This is a genomic window from Erythrobacter sp. JK5, assembly GCF_018205975.1.
Taxonomy (GTDB): Bacteria; Pseudomonadota; Alphaproteobacteria; order Sphingomonadales; family Sphingomonadaceae; genus Erythrobacter.
On the sequence record NZ_CP073577.1, the window covers coordinates 1,203,939 to 1,220,676 of the forward strand.

Consider the following 16,738-nt stretch of genomic DNA (forward strand, 5'->3'; position numbering starts at 1 on the left):
CTGTATGCGGGAACCACATGCTAACGGAAGCTCATGGACGACACGCCATCAGATAAATCACGCGAACGCGCGGTTCCTTCGGGTCGCCTGGCCCGCATCGGCACGTTCGGACGGCTCGTCGGCGGAGTTGCCGGAGGGATGGCGGCCGAAGGTGCGCGGCGACTTGCAAGCGGCGGCAGCCTGTCGGCGCGCGATCTGATCCTTACGCCGGGCAATGTCCAGCGGCTCGCTGATCGCCTGTCCCACCTGCGCGGCGCGGCGATGAAGATGGGCCAGATGATCAGCATGGATTCGGGCGATTTCCTGCCCAAGGAGCTCGCCGATATTCTCGCCACCTTGCGCGATCAGGCGAACTTCATGCCTGCGCGCCAGCTCGACGGTGTGCTCAAGGACCAATGGGGGCCGGATTGGCGCAAGCAGTTTCGCTGGTTCAATCCGCGCCCGATAGCAGCGGCTTCGATCGGTCAGGTGCACAAGGCGCTGACCCGCGACGGCGAATTGCTGGCGATCAAGGTGCAGTATCCCGGCGTCGCCAAAAGCATCGACAGCGATGTCGACAACGTCATGACGCTGCTCAGGATCGCCGGGTTTGCTCCACCCGAGCTGGAAATCGACAAGCTTCTGGTTGCGGCGAAGCAACAGCTGCACGAGGAAGCCGACTATCACCGCGAAGGCGCGCAGATGGAGCTGTATCGCAAGAAGCTCGCCGATACGCCCGGCTTCGTCGTTCCGCGTCTGCACCACGGGCTGACCCGTGAACGCATTCTCGCGATGAGCTTCGAAGAAGGCACTTCGATCGAAGCGCTGGCCGAAGAAACCGATGCGAGGCGCGACGAGATCGTTGGCCGCTTGATGAACCTGGTCGCGCGCGAACTGTTCGATTTCGGGGTGATGCAGACCGATCCGAATTTCGCCAACTTCCAGTATCGGCCGCGGACCGGGGAAATCGTGCTGCTCGATTTCGGCGCCTGCCGCGATGTCGATCCCGATGTCTCGAACGGCTATCGCAAGATGCTGCAGGCAGGCCTTTCCGGGGATCGCGAACAGGTGATCGAAGCGACGATCGACGCCGGGTTCATGATGCCGATCGTGTTCGAACGCCACCCCGAGCGGGTGGGCCGCATGGTCGATATCGTCATCGGCGAAATGCGCGAGGACAAGCCGTTCGACTTCGGTGACCGAGCATTTGTCCCTCTGCTGCGCGACGAAGGCTGGGCCATCGCGCAGGACAAGGAGACCTGGGCCTTCCCGCCGGTGGAAACGCTGTTCGTGCAGCGCAAGGTGAGCGGCACGGCGCTGCTCGGCGCGCGGCTGAAGGCGCAGGTGAACATTCGCCGGATCACCGAGGAGGTGCTGGCGAACACCGAACCGATGCCGGCGAAAGCGGCCTAGCCCTCCGCCTGCTCCCGCGCGATCCAGCGATCGACGTGCGCTTCAAGCACGTCGAGCGGCACCGCGCCGTTCTCCAGCACCGTGTCGTGAAACGCCCTGAGGTCGAAGTCCGGCCCAAGTGCTTCCTCCGCCCGCGCCCGCAACTCGCGGATCTTCAGCTCGCCGATCTTGTAGGCCAGCGCCTGGCCCGGCCAGGTCATGTAGCGGTTAACCTCCGCGTCGATATTGGCGGGTGAGAGCGCCGTGTTGTCGAGCATGAAATCGACCGCCTGCTGCTTCGACCATCCTTTCGAATGGATGCCGGTATCGACCACCAGCCGGGTCGCGCGCCACATTTCGTAGCTGAGCCGGCCCATTTCCTTCGCGGGTGTGTCGTACAGCCCCATCTCGATCCCGAGCCGCTCGGAATACAGCCCCCAGCCCTCGACAAAGGCGGTGAAAAACGTGCCGTTGGCGCGCAGCGGATGGATGTCGAGTTCCTGCTGCAGCGCGATCTGGAGGTGATGCCCCGGCACCGCCTCGTGCACGCCGAGCGCGGGTAGCTCCCACAGCGGGCGCTGGTCGAGTTCGGTCAGGTTGAGGCGGTAGATTCCCGCCTGCCCGGTCTCGAGCGAGCCGGGCTCGTAATAGGCGGTGGTGTTGCCCGGCGCGTTCGCGGCGGGGATCGGTGCCACGGTATAGGGCTGGCGCGGCAGGCGACCGAACAGCTTGGGCATGAAGCCGTCGATGTGCTTGGCCAGCGCCTGTGTGTAGCGCAGATACTCGTCCTCGTCGGTCATGTAGTATTGCGAGTCGGTTCGCAGGTGCTCGATGAACGCCTCGCGACTGTCGAACCCGGCGCTCACGGCGACTTCCTCCATCTCGGCGCGGATGCGCGCGACTTCGGACAGGCCGAGATCGTGCACTTCGTCGGGCGTCATGTCGGTGGTGGTGAAGCTCTTTACCCGGTGGACGTAATACTCGGCCCCGCCCGGCGTCGCGAGAATGCCCGGAGTGCCGGTGCGGCAATTGGGTTCGTATTCTTCGCGATAGAATTCTGCGAAGTCGCGGAACGCGCCGTTCACGCTACCGCTGATCGCCTGCCTTGCACGCTCGCTCAGGCGCTCCCAGTCCGCCTCGGAGATCGCGGCCGGCCGCTCTCCGGCGAAAGGCTGCCAGAATGCGGACGCTTCAAGGTCTTCGATGATGTAGGAATCGAGCCGGTCGCCGAAGCCTTCCATCGGTTCGCAAGGCTGCGTCAGGCCGAGTTCGATTGCCTTGCGGGTGCGTTCGATCCCGTCGTCATTGACCTTCGCATAGGCCTCCAGCCGCCCGACATAGCTTTCGTAATCGGCAAGGGTGAACAGCGGCGAGCGATAGGGGAGCGAATTGAAGCCGGAGAACCACCCCCCGCGATTGGTGAACAGGATGTAGTAATCGTGCTGGTGATCGCCCGCTTCGACCGCGTCGGACAGGCTGCTGCGGATCACGCCGAGGTCCACCTGCAGGTCCTGCGGCAGGGCATCGCGGTCGATCGCATCGAGCCGCTCCACGAATGCGCGCGCTTCCTCGATGCTGCGGGTATGCGCTTCGATCGACCAGTCGCCCAGCTTGCCGTCTCCCCGCCGGTCACCGACGCTCGTCGCCAGTGTCGGGTTGTTGTCCAATCGCCATTCCCACACCTCCTCACGCAGCGCTTCGTAATCCTCTACGGGTCCGGCCCACGCCGGTGCGATGGTGGCCATGGTCAGCGCGAGGCTACAAAGCAGGTGCCGCATGATTTTCTCTCCTGTTGCGAGACGCATATTGCGATGCGCTGCCGTGGTCCAGTAGGGTGGTCCCATGCCGCAAAATCCCGCGTACCTGTTCGTCTGCCTCGGCAATATCTGCCGCTCCCCCCTGGCCGAAGGGGCGATGCGTCTCGCCGCCGAGCGGGCGGCGCTGGACATCGCCATCGACAGCTGCGGCACGGCGGCATACCATGTCGGCGAACCGCCCGATCCACGCTCGGTCGAAGTCGCTGCGGCAAACGGGGTCGACATTTCCGGGCTGAAAGGTCGCCAGCTCGATCGCGAGGACTTCGCGCGCTTCACCCACATCTTCGCGATGGATCACCAGAACCTGCGCAATATCGAGGCGGTGCGACCGCCCAACGCTACCGCCGAGGTCATGCTGCTGCTCGACGTGGTCGAGGGGCGCGAAGGCGCAGCCATCGCCGATCCCTATTACGACGGGGAAGAAAGCTTCGAGGCCACCTGGGAGGATGTCTGGGCCGCAGCCGAAGCCCTCGCGGTCGGGTTAACCCGGTCCGGGTAGAATCGATTAACCATAGCCCTTGACGCATTTTGTTATGCGTGAGGCGCATAGACACGGGATTGCTTCGACAATGAGGTTGAATGTCGATCCTGAGTGCCTTTCGGATTCGCGGAATAGACCGGCGATCATCGGCGTGGCGCGGCCACGTCCTGATCGCTTTCGTCTTCCTGTTCGCGGTCCTGCTTGCCGCGACGAGCTTCTTCGCGCACCGGTCTGCGACCGAGCGCGGAGTGGCCGAACAGCGGCGCGCGCATGCCATGGAGGTCTTGCAGGCCACCGACGAGCTCAAGATCGCGACGCTCAGCATGGTGCGCGGCGAGCGCGGCTACGTGATCAGCGGCAAGAGCGAATTTCTGCAGCCCTATCTGGCCGGCCAGCCCAATGCGCGGGCGCAGATCGCGCTGCTCCGCTCGAAACTGGCGGACAGTCCGGAACAGATCGCACGGCTTGATCGGGTCGAAGCCGAATTCGATCATTACTCGGCGTGGTCCGCCGACGTGATCGCGCTCAAGCGTCGTTCGCTCGCAAGGGATGCAGTCGCTCAGGTTGCGCTCGGCGAAGCACGGTTGTCGCTCGATTCGATTCTGGGAGACCTCAGGCGGATCGAAGCCAAGGAGCAGGAAATCCTCGCGCGTCACGCGCTCGCCGCCAATCAGCGCGCCAGCGAGAACGAGATGTTCCAGTATTGTCTCAGCATCATCGGGATCACGCTGATCTCGTTGTGCGTGCTGGCGACCGGCGCGCTCAAGCGTGCGGTCGACGCCGAAGCGGCAACGCGCGCCGAGCTGCGCCGCCTTGCCTCGACCGACGAGTTGACCGGGACTGCGAACCGCCGCGAATTCATGCAGCAGCTGCAACGCTCGATTGAGCACGCGCAGAAACGGCACGAGTTGCTGGCTGTGGCGATTTTCGACATCGACCACTTCAAGCGGGTCAACGATCGCTATGGACATCCGGCGGGCGATGCGGTGATCCGCACCGTCGCCGCCATCGCGCTCGATACGGTGCGCGCGCAGGATATCGTCGGACGGATCGGCGGCGAGGAGTTTGCCATCATCCTGCCCGATTGCACGCCCGGCGATGCGTATATCGTATGCGAACGGTTGCGGATCGCGGTCCAGCAGGCGGACCTCGAAATGGAGACCGGCGAACCAATATTCGTGACGCTCAGCACCGGCCTGGCATCGATCGTAGAAGGCGACGATGCGCGCGGACTGATCGCGCGCGCCGACCGGGCGCTCTACGATGCCAAGAACAACGGCCGCGACCGGGTGCTGATGGCGGCGTGAGGCTAGCCGCCGCGCAGCAGCTGCACGCCCCAGTCGCGTTCGAACAAGTACAGCAGGATCCGCGCCGCTTCTCCGCGATCTGACGTCAAGCCACCATCGCGCTCGATCAGCAGCCGCGCATCGGCATGCGCGGCGGGGAGCAGCTTCTGAACCTGTTCCAGATTGGCGATGTTGAACGCCGCCTCGCCCGATTGGCGGGTGCCGAGCAACTCACCTCCGCCGCGCAATTCCAAGTCTTCCTCGGCGATGCGAAAGCCGTCCTGCGTCTCGCGCATCAGGGCGAGGCGTTTCTTCCCGGTTTCGGATAGCTCGTTGCCGCGCAGCAGCAGGCAGCGGCTCTTCTCGCTCCCGCGTCCGACTCGTCCGCGCAGCTGGTGCAGCTGCGCAAGACCGAAGCGCTCGGCCTGCTCGATCACCATCAGCGTGGCGGAGGGTACGTCGACCCCGACCTCGATCACCGTGGTGGCGATCAGCAGCTTCGCGTCACCGCCTGCAAAGCGCTCCATGTTGGCGTCCTTGATCTCGGACCGCAGCTGCCCGTGGACCAGCACCACATCATCGCCGAACCGCTCCTTCAGCGACGCGTAGCGCGCCTCGGCCGCCGCGATATCGGCGATCTCGCTGTCGCGGACCATCGGGCACACCCAATAGGCCTGCTGCCCGGTCTCCAGATGCCGCTCGACCCCAGCCACGACGTCATCGACCCGTTCCTGCGATACCACCAGCGTCTCGATCGCCTGCCGTCCGGGCGGCAGTTCGTCGAGGCGGCTGACGTCCATCTCGCCATATTGCGCCAGCGTGAGCGAACGCGGGATCGGCGTCGCGGTCATTGCCAGAGTGTGCGGTGCGCGCTTTCCTTTGCCCGCCAGCGCGAGGCGTTGTTGCACTCCGAACCGGTGCTGCTCGTCGATCACGACCAGGCCGAGATCCTTGTAGTTGACCGTGTCCTGAAAGATCGAATGCGTGCCCACCAGAATGTCGATCGAGCCGTCGAGCAGGCCCATCAGGATGCCCTCGCGCTCGCGACCCTTGGCGCGGCCAGTGAGGATCGCGACCTCGATTCCGGTCGGCGCCGCCATCGTGCGCAAAGTCTCGAAATGCTGGCGCGCGAGAATTTCCGTCGGCGCAAGCATTGCCGCCTGCCTGCCTGCCTCGACCGCGATCAGCATCGCTGCCAGCGCCACCACCGTCTTGCCCGCGCCGACATCGCCCTGCAGCAGTCGCAGCATCGGCGCTTCCTGGTGCAGGTCGCCTTCGATCTCGGCAATCGAGCGCTTCTGCGCCGCGGTCATCTCGAACGGCAGGTCCAGCTTACCGCGCAGCGATCCGTCGCCCTTCAACGCCTGCCCCTTGCGCCGCCGCCCTTCGGCCTTGACCAGCAGCAGCGCCAGACTGTTCGCCAGCAACTCGTCATAGGCCAGCCGGTCGCGCGCCTGCTCGTGCTCGCCCTTGTGCGCGAGATGCAGCGCATCGCGCCAGTTTGGCCAGCCCGCGCGCTCGAACTGGCCCGGCTCGATCCATTCCGGCAGCTCCGGCATGCGGTCGAGTGCCTGCGCAACCAGACCCGCGACGCGAGGTTGGGTCAGCCCTTCGGACAGGCGGTAGACCGGCTCGTTGAGCCGCGCGAGATGCGCTGAACTTTCCTCTTCGATATGATCCGGATGGACGATCTGGAGCATGTCGCCGTAGCGATCGAGCCGCCCGGCGACCCAGCGCTTCTCGCCCACCGGCAGCTGCTTTTTCGCGGTGTAGGACGCGCGCCCGAAATAGGTCAGCGCACAGATATTGCCCGCCTCGTCCTGAGCCAGCACCCGGTACGGCCCGCGCCCGGGGTTGCGCGCGGCGCGGTGTTCGGTCGGGGTCAGCGCGACGATCACCTGCTCGCCCTCCCCGGCCTCGTCGAGATTGGCGACCGCGCGGCGTGTCACGAACCGTTCGGGCAGGTGATAGGCGAGGTCGCGCACCCGCGTCAGCCCAAGCTTTTCGAGCGGCTTCATCAGCTTCGGCCCGACACCGTCCAGCGTCTGGGTCTCGGCGAACAGGGGATTGAGGGCGTCGGGGCGCATGGCGAACGTCTATACCCGCTTGAACGCGCTTGCCGAGTGCCTTACCTCGCGCGGCATGACGGATATGCCCACCTTCGACCAACGGCTCGCGCGCGCGAAGTTCCGCGCGTGGCATCGCGGCACGCGCGAGGCCGATTACATGATCGGCGGGTTCTTCGATCGCTATCATGCCGACTGGGGCGAGCCGGAGATGGACTGGTTCGAAGACCTGCTGGCCGAAGACGACGTGGACGTGATGGCGTGGGCGCTCAAGACCCAGCCCGTTCCCGAGCGGTTCCGGGGCGCGCAGATCGAGAAGATGCAGGCGCTCGACTACGTCGATATCCCGCGCTAGGCGCCACGCCGAACACACCATCTCAGCCCCGTGCGGGAACGCGCGGGGCCTTTGCCATTTGAGTCACCATCGATGCCCGACCTCAACCGCATCCTGAAGGCGGACCAGCCGCTAACCCTGTCGTCGCTCCCGCGCGGCGCGCTGCCGCTTGTGATGAGCGACCTGGCCCGCGCAGCGAAGCAGCGCGCGGTGTTCATCGCGCCCGACGATGCCGCGATGCGATCGGTAGCGGATGCGGCGCGGTTCTTCGCTCCCGAGGTCGAAGTGCTCGAGTTCCCGGCTTGGGACTGCCTGCCCTACGACCGGGCCTCGCCTGCGCTTTCCGTCAGCGCCGCACGCCTATCCGCGCTGTTCCGGCTGCAGCGGCCCGAGAGCGGCTCACAGCTGCTCGTCACCACCGTCAACGCCGTGCTGCAGCGCGTGCTGACCCCGTTCCGCATTCGCGAAAGCGTGCGCGAATTCAGACCGGGCACGACGATCGGGCACAATTCCCTCGCCGCGCTGCTCACCCGCCAGGGCTATTCGCGCACCGACACCGTGGTGGACCACGGCGAGTTCGCTGTGCGCGGGTCGATCGTCGATATCTTCCCCTCCAGCCTCGATCAGGGATTGCGGCTCGATTTCTTCGGCGATGAGCTGGAGAGCCTGCGGCTGTTCGATCCTTCGACCCAGCGATCCACCGGAATCGTCAACTCGCATCTGCTCCTGCCCGCATCCGAAGCGCTGATCGACGACGACAGCATCAAGCGCTTCCGCACGCGCTATCGCGAGCTGTTCGGCGCGGCAGCGACGCAGGACCCGCTCTACGTAGCGGTGAGCGACGGACGGCGGCTGGCCGGGATGGAGCACTGGTTGCCGCTGTTCGAGGAACAGCTGGCGACCGTGTTCGATCATCTCGGCGAGGACGATGTGGTGGTGATCGACAACGCCGCCATCGGCGCTGCCGAGGAACGCCTGAACGACATCGCCGACTACCACGACCAGCGAGAGCGCATCGCGGGCGACAAGTCGGGCAGCTATCGCCCGCTCGACAAGCGGGCGCTGTATCTCGGCAAGGACGAATTCGACGCGGCGCTGGCCCGAGCGCCCGCGCATCGCAGCGTGATCTTCGCCGCGCCGGAGGCGGAAGCGAGCCTGGATTTCGGCTTCAAGGCCTCGCGCGATTTCTCGCCCGAGCGCGCCCGCGGCGACAACGTCTACGAAGCCGCCGCCGGGCATGTGCAGGCTATCGCCAAGACGGGCCGGAAGCCGCTGCTCGCCGCCTATTCGACCGGCTCGCGATCGCGCATCGCCTCGATCCTCGACGAGGCCGGGTGCAGGACGGCGATCGCGGACAATTGGCAGGAGGCGCTGGGGCTTTCCGCCAAGGGGCAGGTCGCGGCCATGGTGCTCCCGCTCGAAGCGGGCTTCGCCAACGACGATCTCGAACTCCTCACCGAACAGGACGTGCTCGGCGACCGGCTCGTTCGGCGCAAGAAGAAGCGCAAGGATTCCGACGCCTTCCTCGCCGAGCTTCAGGCGCTCGCAAGAGGCGATCTCGTCGTCCATATCGAGCACGGGATCGGCAAGTATCTCGGCCTCGATCCGATCACGGTCGGCAAGAGCCAGCACGATTGCGTCGCGCTCGAATATGCGGGCGGCGACAAGCTGTTCATCCCGGTCGAAAATATCGACGTGCTGTCGCGGTACGGGTCGTCCGAAGACAACGTCCCGCTCGATCGGCTGGGCGGCGAAGGCTGGCAGCGCCGCCGGGCCAAGCTGAAGGAACGGATCACCGCGATTGCCGGCGAATTGATGAAAGTCGCCGCCGAACGCGCGCTGAAGAAAGCTCCCGTACTCGAGGCCGAGGAAGCCAGCTTCAACCAGTTCGTCGACCGCTTTCCGTGGGAGGAAACCGACGATCAGGACGCCGCCATCGCCGACGTGCTGCGCGATCTCGAAAGCGGCAGGCCGATGGACCGGCTGGTGTGCGGCGATGTCGGCTTCGGCAAGACCGAGGTCGCTTTGCGCGCCGCTTTCGTCGCGGCGATGAGCGGGCAGCAGGTCGCAGTCGTTGCCCCCACCACCCTGCTCGCGCGCCAGCATTTCCAGAATTTCGCCGAGCGCTTCGCCGGGTTCCCGCTCAAGGTCGGACGTCTCTCGCGCCTCGTTTCCTCGAAGGAGATGAGCGACACGCGCGAGGGGCTTGCCAACGGCACGATCGACATCGTCGTCGGCACCCACGCGATCCTGTCGAAATCGACCAGCTTCAAGAATCTCGGCCTCGTCATCGTCGACGAGGAGCAGCGTTTTGGCGTGACCCACAAGGAGAAGCTCAAGCAGCTGCGTGCCGATGTGCACATGCTCACGCTCACCGCCACCCCGATTCCGCGCACGCTGCAGATGGCGATGACGGGCCTACGGGAGCTTTCCACGATCCAGACGCCGCCGGTCGATCGGCTCGCGGTGCGGACCTATGTGATGGAGTGGGACGACATGGTGATGCGCGAAGCGCTGCTGCGCGAACACCATCGCGGCGGGCAGAGCTTCATCGTCGTCCCGCGCATCGCCGATATGGCGGCGGTCGAGGAATGGCTCCACCAACATGTGCCCGAGATCAAGGCGATTTCTGCCCACGGACAGATGGGCGCAGGCGAGATCGAGGAGCGCATGAGCGCGTTCTACGAGGGCAAATACGAGGTGCTGCTTTCGACCACGATCGTCGAGTCCGGACTCGACCTGCCAAGCGCCAACACCATAATCATCCACCGCGCCGACCGCTTCGGCCTCGCCCAGCTGTACCAGCTGCGTGGGCGGGTGGGCCGCGCGAAACTGCGCGCTTATGCCTACCTCACCTACGAGAAGGACGTGCAGCTGTCCGAGGTGGCGGAGAAGCGCCTCAAGGTGCTGGGCGATCTCGATTCACTGGGGGCCGGCTTCCAACTCGCCTCGCACGATCTCGACATTCGCGGCGCGGGCAACCTGCTGGGCGACGAGCAATCGGGCCACATCCGCGAGGTCGGGTTCGAACTCTACCAGTCGATGCTGGAGGACGCGATCCTCGCGGCCAAGGCGGGTGAGATGGGTCTGGAAGCGGCCAAGGACAAAGTCTCGCCGCAGATCACCGTCGATGCGCCGATCATGATCCCGGAAGATTACGTGCCCGACCTCGCGGTGCGCATGGCGCTCTATCGCCGCCTCAACCAGGCGCAGGACAAGGCCGAGATCGAGAGCCTCGCCGCCGAGATGATCGACCGCTTCGGTGACCTGCCCGGGCCGACCAAGAATCTCGTCCGCCTGATCGAGATCAAACATCAGGCGATCGAGGCGAACATCGCCAAGATCGATGTGGGGGCGCGCGGCACGCTGGTGACCTTCCACAACGACGATTTCCCCGACGGGCCGGGCCTGATCGCCTATGTCGACCGGCTGCAGGGCACCGCCAAGCTGCGCCCGGACATGAAGCTGGTGATCAACCGCGCGTGGGGCGACCCGCAAAGTCGCCTCAACGGGCTGTTCCAGCTGACCAAGGGACTGTCCGGAATCGCGCGCAAGGCGAGGAAGCGCGAAAAGGCGGCGGCCTGACCGCGCCTCTCTACCCGTGCCCCTGCCCGCGTGCGGTGCGCGACAGGGCGACCACGGCCTGACCCTTCATCGGCTGCGCGCGCAGGAAGCCCTGCCAGTAATCGCACCCTTCGCTGATGATCGCGGCGCGCTGGATTTCGCTTTCGATACCCTCGGCGTAGATTTCCAGCTCCAGCGCGCGGCACAGCGCGATGATCGCGCGCAGCACGGCCAATGCCTTGGCGTCGCCGGGCACGCCCACGAGCATCTGCCTGTCGAGCTTGAGCGCATCGAGCGGCAGGTCGCGCAGATAGCGAAAATTGCAGAATCCCGCTCCGAAATCGTCGAGCGCGGTGCGAAAGCCGAGCTTGCGCAGCGCCCCCAGCGCGGCCGCCGCCTGTTCGAGATTGCGCAGCAGCACGTCTTCGGTGATCTCCAGCATCAATCGCCCGGGTGCCAGATCGCTGCGACCGATCAACGCTGCGAAATCGGCGGCAAAGCGCGGATCGCCCAGTTCTTCGGGCGTGATGTTGAGCGAAAGGTGCAATTCCTCCGGCCAGCTTGCCGCTTCCTCCAGCGCCCGCGCGACCACGTGGCGCGACAGCGGCGCGACCAGTGCCGCGCGCTCGGCGATCGCAAACAGATCGCGCGCGCCGATCTCGCCCAGCGTCGGATGCCGCCAGCGTGCCAGCGCTTCCGCGCCCGCCACCGCGCCCGTGCGGCTCGCGAATTGCGGCTGGAACAGCACTTCGATCTCGCGCCGGTCGAGCGCGCGCAGCAGGTCTGCCTCGAGCGAGTCGGGCTTGACCCCGGGAAAGGTTCCCCGGGCCGGTTTTCTCAGCGACGGCGTATGCGACTCCATGGTGATCCCTTAACCGCGCGATCGGCACCATGGGCGGATCAATTGCAATCCGCCCGAATTTGGAACATCAGGATAAGTCATTTGCGATGCTGCGCAACGGCAGGCGGGGGTTGAGGATTACATGGCCAACGACAACGGCTCGACGCGCGCGGCGCTGGTCGCTTCGGACACCGAACGCTCGCAGGAAGCCTATGAAGCGCTCACCGGGCGGCACGACTGGGTCCCGCTCGAACAGGCGGACGTGGTGGTGGTGCTGGGCGGCGACGGTTTCATGCTCCAGACGTTGCACGCAATGCTGGATTCGGGCCGCATCATTCCGGCCTACGGGATGAACCTCGGCACGGTCGGGTTCCTGATGAACCGTTACGACCGGCGTGCCAATGTCTTGCAGCGGATCGCCAAGGCGCGGCGCATCCGGATCGCCCCGCTCAGCGGTCAGGCGGTGACGACCGGCGGAGAAACGCACGAGCTTTCCGCTATCAACGAGGTATCGCTGCTGCGCGAAACCCGCCAGACCGCGAAGATCGAAGTCACCGTCGGCAACCGCGTGCGCATCCCGGAACTCGTATGCGATGGCGTCCTGGTTTCGACGCCTGCCGGATCGACCGCCTACAACCTTTCGGCCAACGGCCCGATCCTTCCGCTCGACAGCAAGGTGCTGGCGCTGACCCCGATCAGCCCGTTCCGCCCGCGACGCTGGCACGGCGCAATCCTGCCAGACCGGGTGCGGATCGAATTGCGCGTGCTCGATCCGGTCAAGCGCCCGGTCGCCGCGGTGGCCGATCAGAAGGAATTCCGCGATATTGCCGAGGTGACGGTGGAAATCGACCACGAAACCGAGCTCGAATTGCTGTTCGATCCGGGCCAGTCGCTCGAGGAACGAATCGTCGCGGAACAGTTCGTCACGGATTGACGCAGGCGGGCGGCATCGGGGCAATCGGACGCGCCGCCGAAAACGAAAACCCCTCTTGCAAACCCGCCGCCGCGCCCATATAGGCGCGCTTCCGCCTTCGGGCTGCTCCCCGATAGCTCAGCGGTAGAGTAGGTGACTGTTAATCACTTGGTCGTTGGTTCGAATCCAACTCGGGGAGCCATTTCATCACAGCACCGCGTTAAGGTTTGACCGACCGGCGATCCCGTTTCGGGACTGCGCCGATACAGCGTTGTCGTTAACGTCTGAAACCCGACATGATTTCGGCCTTGGTAACAGGAGCCCGTCATGTCGATCTACAGTTTCCGCGGTAGCGGCCCCGATGCCTGGAGCAGCCCGCGTCCGTACCGCGATCCGTCGCTGCGCCGCTATCACTACGGCAAGATCCAGCCGATGGAAGAGGACCGTCCCGGTTTCCTCGCACGGCTGCTGCGCGCAAGCTGATATCACCCTTCAAGGGGCGATCAGCAGTCGCACTCCCACGGCGGTCACCAGCGCGGCAGTGAGCCACCGGATCCAGCGTTTGGGCAGGATTCTCACCGCCATCAGGCTGCCGATCTGGCCACCGATCGCGACCGCGATCAGCAGCGGAAGCGCGGCACCGACCGCGCCGCCGAGTGCGGCCGGCCCTTGTTTGAGCAGCTGACCGGCAAGGCCGAACAGCGAATTCACCAAAATGAAGAAGCTCGCGGTCGCGGCGATCGCGCGGGTGTCGCGCCAGCGGGTGAGGTGCAACAGCGGCGCAAGGAAAATTCCGCCGCCGATGCCGACCAGACCGGCGAGATAGCCCAGCGGCGCGGCGGCAACCGGCATGTAGCGCGCCAGCCTGCCCGGCTGCCCCATCGCACCTTCGTCTATCGGTATCAGCATCGTGGCGCCGGTCAGCAACAGGCTCGCGCCGAGCAGCAGCATGAAGGTCGCCTGGTCGATCGGCGTCAATCCGCCCAGCAGCGCCGCCGGGGCCGCGAGCGCGGTGAGCAGCAGCGCACCGCGCCACGGAGTCACCCCTGCCCGCGCGAAACGGATCGTTCCGCCCGCCACCACCACGATGTTGCAGGCCAGCGCCACCAGCGGCAGCAAACGATAGTCGAGTCCCGAGAGCGCCAGCAGCGCAGCATAGGTCGACCCGCCGCCGAACCCGACGCTGGCATAGAGCAGCGCGGTCAGCAGGAAGGCGAGCGCGAGCCCGATCGGCACCGCTGCGATCATCGCGGCTGGGTTCTCACCGCGCGCTCAGGCGCTCAGGCGATCTGCCTGGCGCCCGCTGCCCCGTGGCAATGCTTGTACTTGTTGCCGCTCCCGCAGGGGCACGGCGCATTGCGGCTGACGTTGAGATTGGCATAGGGATTGTCGGTGTTGGCCCCGCCCGGCCCCGACGCTGCGCGCGGACTGCCGGCGAGCGAACCGAACAGCTCGGGCCGATCCTCCGACCCGTCGCCATCGGCCGAATTGTCGAGCCCGGTCAGGGGATCGATATGGCCGGTGAGGAAATCGGGCAGGTCGGGCAAGGCATCGGCTTCGGGCTGCGCGATCCGCAGTTCGGCCTTGAACAGGATCTTGGTGACTTCCTCGCGCAGTTTCTCGAGCATCGATTCGAACAGGCCGAACGCTTCCTGCTTGTATTCGTTGATCGGCTGCTTCTGCGCGATCCCGCGCATCCAGATCACCTGCCGCAGCGCATCGAGCGTCGCGAGGTGTTCCTTCCAATGGAAATCGAGCTGCCGCAGCAGCACGTCCTTTTCGACCATGCGCCAGATCGATGGATCGTTGGAGGAAATCTTGGTCTCCATCATCTCGTCGGTCTGCTCGCGGATGCGTTCTTCGAGCAACTCGGGCTCGACCTGGTCTTCCTTCATCCAGTCGTCGATCGGCAGCTCGATACCGAACACTTCGCCGATCTTTTCCTTCAATCCCTCGACATCCCACTGCTCGGGATAGGAGCCCGGAGGACAGGCAGTGCCGACGAGTGCATTGATCGTATCGTGCCGCATGTCGACAACCACATCGTCGACCGTTTCGGATTCCATGATCTCGCCGCGCTGCTCGTAGATGACCTTGCGCTGGTCGTTCATCACGTCGTCGTACTGCACGACCTGCTTTCGGGCGTCGTAGTTGCGCGCTTCGACCTTCTTCTGGGCGGTCTCGATCGCCTTGGAAAGCCACTTGGACCCGATTGCCTCGCCGTCTTCGAGGTTCGAATTCATCATCTTGGCGAACAGGGTATCGGGACCGAAGATGCGCAGCAGGTCATCTTCGAGGCACAGGTAGAAGCGCGACAGGCCGGGGTCGCCCTGACGGCCGGAACGGCCGCGCAGCTGGTTGTCGATGCGGCGGCTTTCGTGGCGCTCGGTGCCGAGCACGAACAACCCGCCCGCTTCGAGAACCTTGGCTTTCTCGGCAGCGACCTCTTGCCTGATCCGCTCGATCGCGGCGTCCTTTTCCGGGCCATCCTCCATCTCGCCGAGCTCGTCGCCGATGCGGAATTCGAAATTCCCGCCCAGCTGAATGTCGGTCCCGCGGCCGGCCATGTTGGTCGCGATCGTCACCGCGCCCAATCGCCCGGCCTGTGCAACGATATGCGCCTCGCGCTCGTGCTGACGGGCGTTGAGAATTTCGTGCTTTACACCTTCCTGATCGAGGAAGTTGCTGAGCAGTTCGGACTTCTCGATCGAGACGGTGCCGACAAGGATCGGCTGACCGCGTTCGTTGTGCTCCTTGATCGTCTTGGCGATGGCCTGAAACTTGTCGAGCGTGTTCTTGTAGAATTCGTCTTCCTCGTCGATCCGCGCGACCGGCAGGTTGGTCGGAATCTCGACCACATTGACCTTGTAGACGTCCCAGAATTCGGCCGCTTCGGTCGCGGCGGTACCGGTCATCCCGGCGAGCTTGGGATACATGCGGAAGTAGTTCTGGAAGGTGATCGAAGCCATCGTCTGGTTCTCGGGCTCGATCTTGACGCCTTCCTTGGCCTCGACCGCCTGGTGCAGGCCGTTGGACCAGCGCCGCCCGTCCATCATTCGCCCGGTGAACTCGTCGATGATCACGACCTTGTCATCCTTGACGATGTAGTGATCGTCGCGGCGGAACATGTGCACTGCCTTCAATGCCTGGTCGAGGTGGTGGACGACCTGCGTGTTCTCGACGTCGTAGAGATTTTCGGTCTGGAGCAGGCCCTTGTCGATCAAGATCTTCTCGATCTGATCCAGCCCATCCTCGTTGAGCTGGATGTTCTTGGTTTTCTCATCCTTCTCGTACCATTCTTCCGGGATTTCCTTCGCCACTTCGTCGAGCGCGACATAGAGGTCGGACTTGTCCTCGGTCGGGCCGGAAATGATCAACGGCGTGCGCGCCTCGTCGATCAGGATCGAATCGACTTCGTCGACGATCGCGTAATTGAACGGGCGCTGCACCATCAGGCTGCGCTCGTGCTTCATGTTGTCGCGCAGGTAGTCGAAACCGAATTCGTTGTTGGTCCCGTAGGTGATGTCGGCGTTGTAGGCGTCGCGCTTGGCGTATTCGTCCATGTTGGGCACGATCACCCCGACCGTCAGGCCGAGAAATTCGTAAAGCTGCCCCATCCATTCGGCATCGCGGCGAGCGAGGTAATCGTTGACGGTGACGACGTGAACGCCCTTGCCCTCGAGCGCGTTGAGATAGACCGCGAGCGTCGCCATCAGCGTCTTGCCCTCGCCGGTGCGCATCTCGGCGATCTCGCCGCGCTGGAGCACGATCCCGCCGATCAACTGCACGTCGAAATGGCGCATGCCGAACACCCGGACCGATGCCTCACGCACCGTGGCGAAGGCTTCGGGAAGGATTTCCTCGTGCGTGCTGCCCTGATCCAGAAGGGCGCGAAACTTGTCGGTCTGCGCCTTCAGTTCGTCGTCGGACAGCGCCTTGATGCTGGCCTCCAGATCGTTGATCTGATTGACGATCTTACCGAGCGATTTGACATAGCGATCGTTGGACGAGCCGAAGATCGATTTGGCGATGGCGTTGAACATGGATCAAGTCCTGAAATATGGG

General features: G+C 64.7%; 12 protein-coding genes and 1 tRNA gene. 8 read left to right on the forward strand and 5 right to left on the reverse strand.

Annotated elements, in window-relative coordinates; genetic code table 11:
* Positions 1-33 precede the first annotated feature (33 nt).
* A complete protein-coding gene (locus tag KDC96_RS05905) occupies positions 34-1,392 on the forward strand; it encodes an AarF/ABC1/UbiB kinase family protein (protein ID WP_212451495.1) in 1,359 nt (452 codons plus the stop codon).
* Here the strand turns inward: KDC96_RS05905 and KDC96_RS05910 are convergent.
* A complete protein-coding gene (locus tag KDC96_RS05910) occupies positions 1,389-3,149 on the reverse strand; it encodes a DUF885 family protein (RefSeq protein ID WP_212451497.1) in 1,761 nt (586 codons plus the stop codon). The genes KDC96_RS05905 and KDC96_RS05910 overlap by 4 nt on opposite strands.
* Positions 3,150-3,213: 64 nt before the next feature.
* Here KDC96_RS05910 and KDC96_RS05915 point away from each other — a divergent pair, with 64 nt between their 5' ends.
* Positions 3,214-3,687 (forward strand): low molecular weight protein-tyrosine-phosphatase, encoded by a 474-nt coding sequence (locus tag KDC96_RS05915; RefSeq protein ID WP_212451499.1) that lies wholly within the window; start codon positions 3,214-3,216, stop codon positions 3,685-3,687.
* An 80-nt stretch (positions 3,688-3,767) separates the two neighbouring features.
* Positions 3,768-4,976, forward strand: a complete 1,209-nt coding sequence (locus tag KDC96_RS05920; RefSeq protein WP_212451501.1) for a diguanylate cyclase — start codon at positions 3,768-3,770, stop codon at positions 4,974-4,976.
* A gap of 2 nt (positions 4,977-4,978) precedes the next feature.
* Here the strand turns inward: KDC96_RS05920 and recG are convergent, their stop codons facing one another.
* The gene (gene recG, locus KDC96_RS05925; RefSeq protein WP_212451503.1) at positions 4,979-7,042 is read right to left on the reverse strand and encodes an ATP-dependent DNA helicase RecG; all 2,064 of its coding nucleotides are present in this window, start codon (positions 7,040-7,042) and stop codon (positions 4,979-4,981) included.
* A gap of 55 nt (positions 7,043-7,097) precedes the next feature.
* On the opposite strand from recG, the gene KDC96_RS05930 reads away from it, so the two are divergent.
* Together KDC96_RS05930 and mfd are read left to right on the forward strand one after the other, a co-directional pair.
* A complete protein-coding gene (locus KDC96_RS05930; RefSeq protein WP_212452446.1) occupies positions 7,098-7,376 on the forward strand; it encodes a succinate dehydrogenase assembly factor 2 in 279 nt (92 codons plus the stop codon).
* A gap of 72 nt (positions 7,377-7,448) precedes the next feature.
* Positions 7,449-10,940: a transcription-repair coupling factor gene (gene mfd, locus KDC96_RS05935; RefSeq protein ID WP_212451506.1), complete on the forward strand. Its 3,492-nt coding sequence runs from the start codon at positions 7,449-7,451 to the stop codon at positions 10,938-10,940.
* Positions 10,941-10,950: 10 nt separating this feature from the next.
* Here the strand turns inward: mfd and KDC96_RS05940 are convergent, their stop codons facing one another.
* Positions 10,951-11,781, reverse strand: coding sequence for an EAL domain-containing protein (locus KDC96_RS05940; protein ID WP_212451508.1), 831 nt, complete (start codon positions 11,779-11,781; stop codon positions 10,951-10,953).
* 121 nt (positions 11,782-11,902) lie between these two features.
* Here KDC96_RS05940 and KDC96_RS05945 point away from each other — a divergent pair, with 121 nt between their 5' ends.
* The 3 genes from KDC96_RS05945 to KDC96_RS05955 all read left to right on the forward strand — a co-directional run bounded on the left by KDC96_RS05945 (position 11,903) and on the right by KDC96_RS05955 (position 13,156).
* The gene (locus tag KDC96_RS05945) at positions 11,903-12,694 is read left to right on the forward strand and encodes an NAD kinase (protein ID WP_212451509.1); all 792 of its coding nucleotides are present in this window, start codon (positions 11,903-11,905) and stop codon (positions 12,692-12,694) included.
* 106 nt (positions 12,695-12,800) lie between these two features.
* A tRNA-Asn gene (locus KDC96_RS05950) sits at positions 12,801-12,875 on the forward strand.
* A gap of 125 nt (positions 12,876-13,000) precedes the next feature.
* A complete protein-coding gene (locus KDC96_RS05955) occupies positions 13,001-13,156 on the forward strand; it encodes a hypothetical protein (protein WP_212451512.1) in 156 nt (51 codons plus the stop codon).
* Between the two features lie 9 nt (positions 13,157-13,165).
* Here KDC96_RS05955 and KDC96_RS05960 read toward each other — a convergent pair whose 3' ends face one another.
* Both KDC96_RS05960 and secA read right to left on the reverse strand, forming a co-directional pair.
* Complete coding sequence (locus KDC96_RS05960) at positions 13,166-13,921, reverse strand: sulfite exporter TauE/SafE family protein (protein WP_212451514.1); 756 nt, start codon at positions 13,919-13,921, stop codon at positions 13,166-13,168.
* 32 nt (positions 13,922-13,953) lie between these two features.
* On the reverse strand, positions 13,954-16,716 hold the full coding sequence (secA, locus tag KDC96_RS05965) for a preprotein translocase subunit SecA (protein WP_212451515.1): 2,763 nt from the start codon (positions 16,714-16,716) through the stop codon (positions 13,954-13,956).
* Positions 16,717-16,738 lie beyond the last annotated feature (22 nt).

Excerpts from the sequence above, each read along its gene's own strand:
- KDC96_RS05960 (WP_212451514.1), bottom strand. The coding sequence starts at position 13,921 with ATGATCGCAGCGGTGCCGATCGGGCTCGCGCTCGCCTTCCTGCTGACC.
- secA (WP_212451515.1), bottom strand. The coding sequence starts at position 16,716 with ATGTTCAACGCCATCGCCAAATCGATCTTCGGCTCGTCCAACGATCGC.
- KDC96_RS05930 (WP_212452446.1), top strand. The coding sequence starts at position 7,098 with ATGACGGATATGCCCACCTTCGACCAACGGCTCGCGCGCGCGAAGTTC.
- KDC96_RS05910 (WP_212451497.1), bottom strand. The coding sequence starts at position 3,149 with ATGCGGCACCTGCTTTGTAGCCTCGCGCTGACCATGGCCACCATCGCA.
- KDC96_RS05920 (WP_212451501.1), top strand. The coding sequence starts at position 3,768 with ATGTCGATCCTGAGTGCCTTTCGGATTCGCGGAATAGACCGGCGATCA.
- KDC96_RS05915 (WP_212451499.1), top strand. The coding sequence starts at position 3,214 with ATGCCGCAAAATCCCGCGTACCTGTTCGTCTGCCTCGGCAATATCTGC.
- recG (WP_212451503.1), bottom strand. The coding sequence starts at position 7,042 with ATGCGCCCCGACGCCCTCAATCCCCTGTTCGCCGAGACCCAGACGCTG.
- KDC96_RS05940 (WP_212451508.1), bottom strand. The coding sequence starts at position 11,781 with ATGGAGTCGCATACGCCGTCGCTGAGAAAACCGGCCCGGGGAACCTTT.
- KDC96_RS05905 (WP_212451495.1), top strand. The coding sequence starts at position 34 with ATGGACGACACGCCATCAGATAAATCACGCGAACGCGCGGTTCCTTCG.
- mfd (WP_212451506.1), top strand. The coding sequence starts at position 7,449 with ATGCCCGACCTCAACCGCATCCTGAAGGCGGACCAGCCGCTAACCCTG.
- KDC96_RS05945 (WP_212451509.1), top strand. The coding sequence starts at position 11,903 with ATGGCCAACGACAACGGCTCGACGCGCGCGGCGCTGGTCGCTTCGGAC.
- KDC96_RS05955 (WP_212451512.1), top strand. The coding sequence starts at position 13,001 with ATGTCGATCTACAGTTTCCGCGGTAGCGGCCCCGATGCCTGGAGCAGC.